Annotated in this window: 5 protein-coding genes; all 5 read right to left on the bottom strand. The window is 52.9% G+C overall.

Annotated elements, in window-relative coordinates; genetic code table 11:
- Positions 1-688: 688 nt before the first annotated feature.
- Positions 689-985, bottom strand: coding sequence for a type II toxin-antitoxin system RelE/ParE family toxin (locus LOC67_RS27080; protein ID WP_230265986.1), 297 nt, complete (start codon positions 983-985; stop codon positions 689-691).
- Positions 973-1179 carry a hypothetical protein gene (locus LOC67_RS27085; RefSeq protein ID WP_230263839.1) on the bottom strand — a complete coding sequence of 69 codons (207 nt, stop codon included), beginning with the start codon at positions 1177-1179 and terminating at the stop codon, positions 973-975. Before LOC67_RS27085 ends, LOC67_RS27080 begins: the two co-directional genes overlap by 13 nt.
- Before the next feature lie 165 nt (positions 1180-1344).
- On the bottom strand, positions 1345-1875 hold the full coding sequence (locus tag LOC67_RS27090; RefSeq protein WP_230265987.1) for a hypothetical protein: 531 nt from the start codon (positions 1873-1875) through the stop codon (positions 1345-1347).
- Positions 1876-1975: 100 nt separating this feature from the next.
- Positions 1976-2428 (bottom strand): hypothetical protein, encoded by a 453-nt coding sequence (locus tag LOC67_RS27095; RefSeq protein ID WP_230265988.1) that lies wholly within the window; start codon positions 2426-2428, stop codon positions 1976-1978.
- Positions 2409-2588 (bottom strand): hypothetical protein (locus LOC67_RS27100; protein WP_230265989.1); only part of this gene is annotated, 180 nt, incomplete at its 5' end. The genes LOC67_RS27100 and LOC67_RS27095, both read right to left, overlap by 20 nt.

Below are 2588 nucleotides of genomic sequence, written 5' to 3' on the forward strand. Positions count from 1 at the left end.
GTGAACAGCTAACAAATGACACGCGAGATCAGATGGGCCGAATCCAGGAACTTTATAGTGCAAAGGGCGATGACCACCCGGGGAACAGATGAATCACCCAGCGGTCCATCTACCCGCGCGAACGGTCATGGTCACCGAGTCGGCGCGGTTGAGGTGAAACTAAAACCCAAAAGACGTCGACTCGCCGACTTCGGTGCACCAACAGGTTCGCGAGGTACCCACGACCACAGCCGGCACTACATCGCTGTCGACAAGTCTACCCGATCGGAATCGCCAAGGGAAACGAGCATAGATATATCGGCCAGCGCATGGGGCGGTTGAACTGCTATCTCGGAGCCGAATTCAAACCGTGACATCAAGTGCGATAAACAGGAAACTGCTGTCCCATCAATTCAGCTGGGCGTTGTTCAAGTAACAAAATCAAACCGTGAATTCGATTGCGATTGATTGAAAACTGATGTCCGTCGAAATCCGGTGGGCCGAGTTCACGAGCAACTATCAAACCGTAACCTCAAGTGCAACGATCAGCTATCAGTTGCCAGGTGAGCTCAGATGGCCCGAATTCAGTAGCGTTGGATTCAAGCCATAACCATCCGCGCGAACGGTAGCCGTCACCGAGGACGGGCCAAGAAACTAAACACTTCAAAGCCGCCGACTCCCGTCCTTCGGTGCACGGCACTGTTATGCCCTACTGGAGGTAATGACCAAGATCCATTGCTGAATGAAAAACACCCAACACACGAATTAATTCGTCCGACGCAACCAGGTAGGGTATGCGGTAATGCCCATAAAGAATCTCCCGGACCTCGCGATCCACAATCGGCTCATAGCGCTGCCCTAGACGAGGATGCGATGATAAGAGCTGGATCTTTTCGTAGATTTCAACCACAACCTTAGCGGCCGCAGTGGGATTGTCTTGGGCAATATAGTCATGAACGCACCGCAACCTACGTTCAGCCTCTTCAGTCCACTCTATTTCTGCCATGTGCTAATTCGTTGTCGAATTTCAGCGTTCGAAACGGTGCGTCCTGAGTCGTTGTCGGCCAGTCCCCGTCGAACCATTTCCGCGTAGGCAAGTTCCCGAAGGATCGCCTGAAAGCTAGCGTCCGACGGTTGCCGCGCAATAATATCAGCGGCCGCATCCCTGTCGGACTGTGGTGCAGGAAGAGAAGTTGACATTGCGAGGCCTCTTGTGAGTGACAACCTCATTGTAGCACTTTGCATCTCTGCAGAACAGAGATCGATGTCAATTGCCGATGGCATAACGGTACGGATCACGCGGTCGCCGCGAGCGATCCTCCACTTCAAAAACCACGACTCGGCGACTCGTCGTGCATCCGATTGTTATCCGACAAACTCCGTTCTAGATCCACGGTGCGTCGTGCGCAACTTGTCGACGAACTTTTTGAGTGTCGGAGCGACCTCATGTAGTCGTGTAGGATCATCCGGATTCTCCGGGATTGTTTCGTGGTTCCATGTGTAAAGCCAAAGTCGTTCGTCGCGTCCAGGGAAGTTCAGCAAGAAAGCCGTATCGCCCAATGGTTCTTCAACCAGAGCGACGGGAATGGAAAATCTAGGAAGGAAGTCGCGGTATCGCAGGATAGTATCAGTAAGTTCCCAAAACTGGCCGGTTTGAACTCCGAGAAAGCGATCGACTTCGATGCACACATCCTTGTTTTCGTACCAGCGTGATCCAGGAACGCCGCCGTTCTTCCAAAGCAGCATCGCTGCGTGCTGGGGCGAAATCTCGTATAGTAAATCGCAAACGGTTCCTATCTTCAAACGGGTTCCCTGTTCGGTAAACGACAACATCGGCCACTTCCATTTCTGCTTGAATGAACGTCGGAATTGGTACTCGTTGCCAGCAATTGCCATGTGAATTTTGAATTTGGATAACGATACGGTTCAGCGGGCGGCGGCGAACGACTCAGCCACCGGAAAACGGCGACCACCGCCGCTCCGTTGCAACCGATGGTTACCCGCAGTCTTGATAGGATAGCGTAAAATCGGCAAATTGGATTTGGAATTCAATTCCCGATGAAAACAAGAGGCAGTGTTGCAACCGTCCGTCGTCAAGAACATCGGGCTCATCGTATCCAAGATCGCCGTAACCATTTGGGCCGGGCAATCCCAGGTCTGGGTCAGATAGCGTCGCAAAATGATTTACCCCAGCGTACGTCAACGAAAAACGACGCAAGCCGCCCGAACCATTGTCACCGACCAGATTCAGAGTTAGCGTCTCGCGTGCCGTATCGAGGTTCAGTTCACGGAGACGTGCATCATGAAGCGAGATCGAATCCTGTAGCAGAAGCAAATCGGCGGGAAGGCGATGACGAATTGAATCAAGGTGCGCACGGAACGCAGTAAGTGGGGTGTTTGGATCGCCGCCTTGGATGCCAGACCACCACTCAATTGTGAAGAACTTCATTGGGGGCTACCACGTGACATTGATGCGGTTCAGTCGGGTAACGGCGGACATAACCGAGTGACGGCGGATTACACACCGCTTCAGAAACCCCGACTCCGTCACTTCGGTTCATGTCATGGTTCGCGTGGTACACACGACCACAGTCTGCATCACATCGCTG

Source organism: Stieleria sp. JC731 (genome assembly GCF_020966635.1).
Classification (GTDB): Bacteria; Planctomycetota; Planctomycetia; order Pirellulales; family Pirellulaceae; genus Stieleria.

Coding starts and splice junctions, on each gene's coding strand:
- LOC67_RS27085 (WP_230263839.1), bottom strand. CDS start 1,179: ATGTCAACTTCTCTTCCTGCACCACAGTCCGACAGGGATGCGGCCGCT.
- LOC67_RS27080 (WP_230265986.1), bottom strand. CDS start 985: ATGGCAGAAATAGAGTGGACTGAAGAGGCTGAACGTAGGTTGCGGTGC.
- LOC67_RS27090 (WP_230265987.1), bottom strand. CDS start 1,875: ATGGCAATTGCTGGCAACGAGTACCAATTCCGACGTTCATTCAAGCAG.
- LOC67_RS27095 (WP_230265988.1), bottom strand. CDS start 2,428: ATGAAGTTCTTCACAATTGAGTGGTGGTCTGGCATCCAAGGCGGCGAT.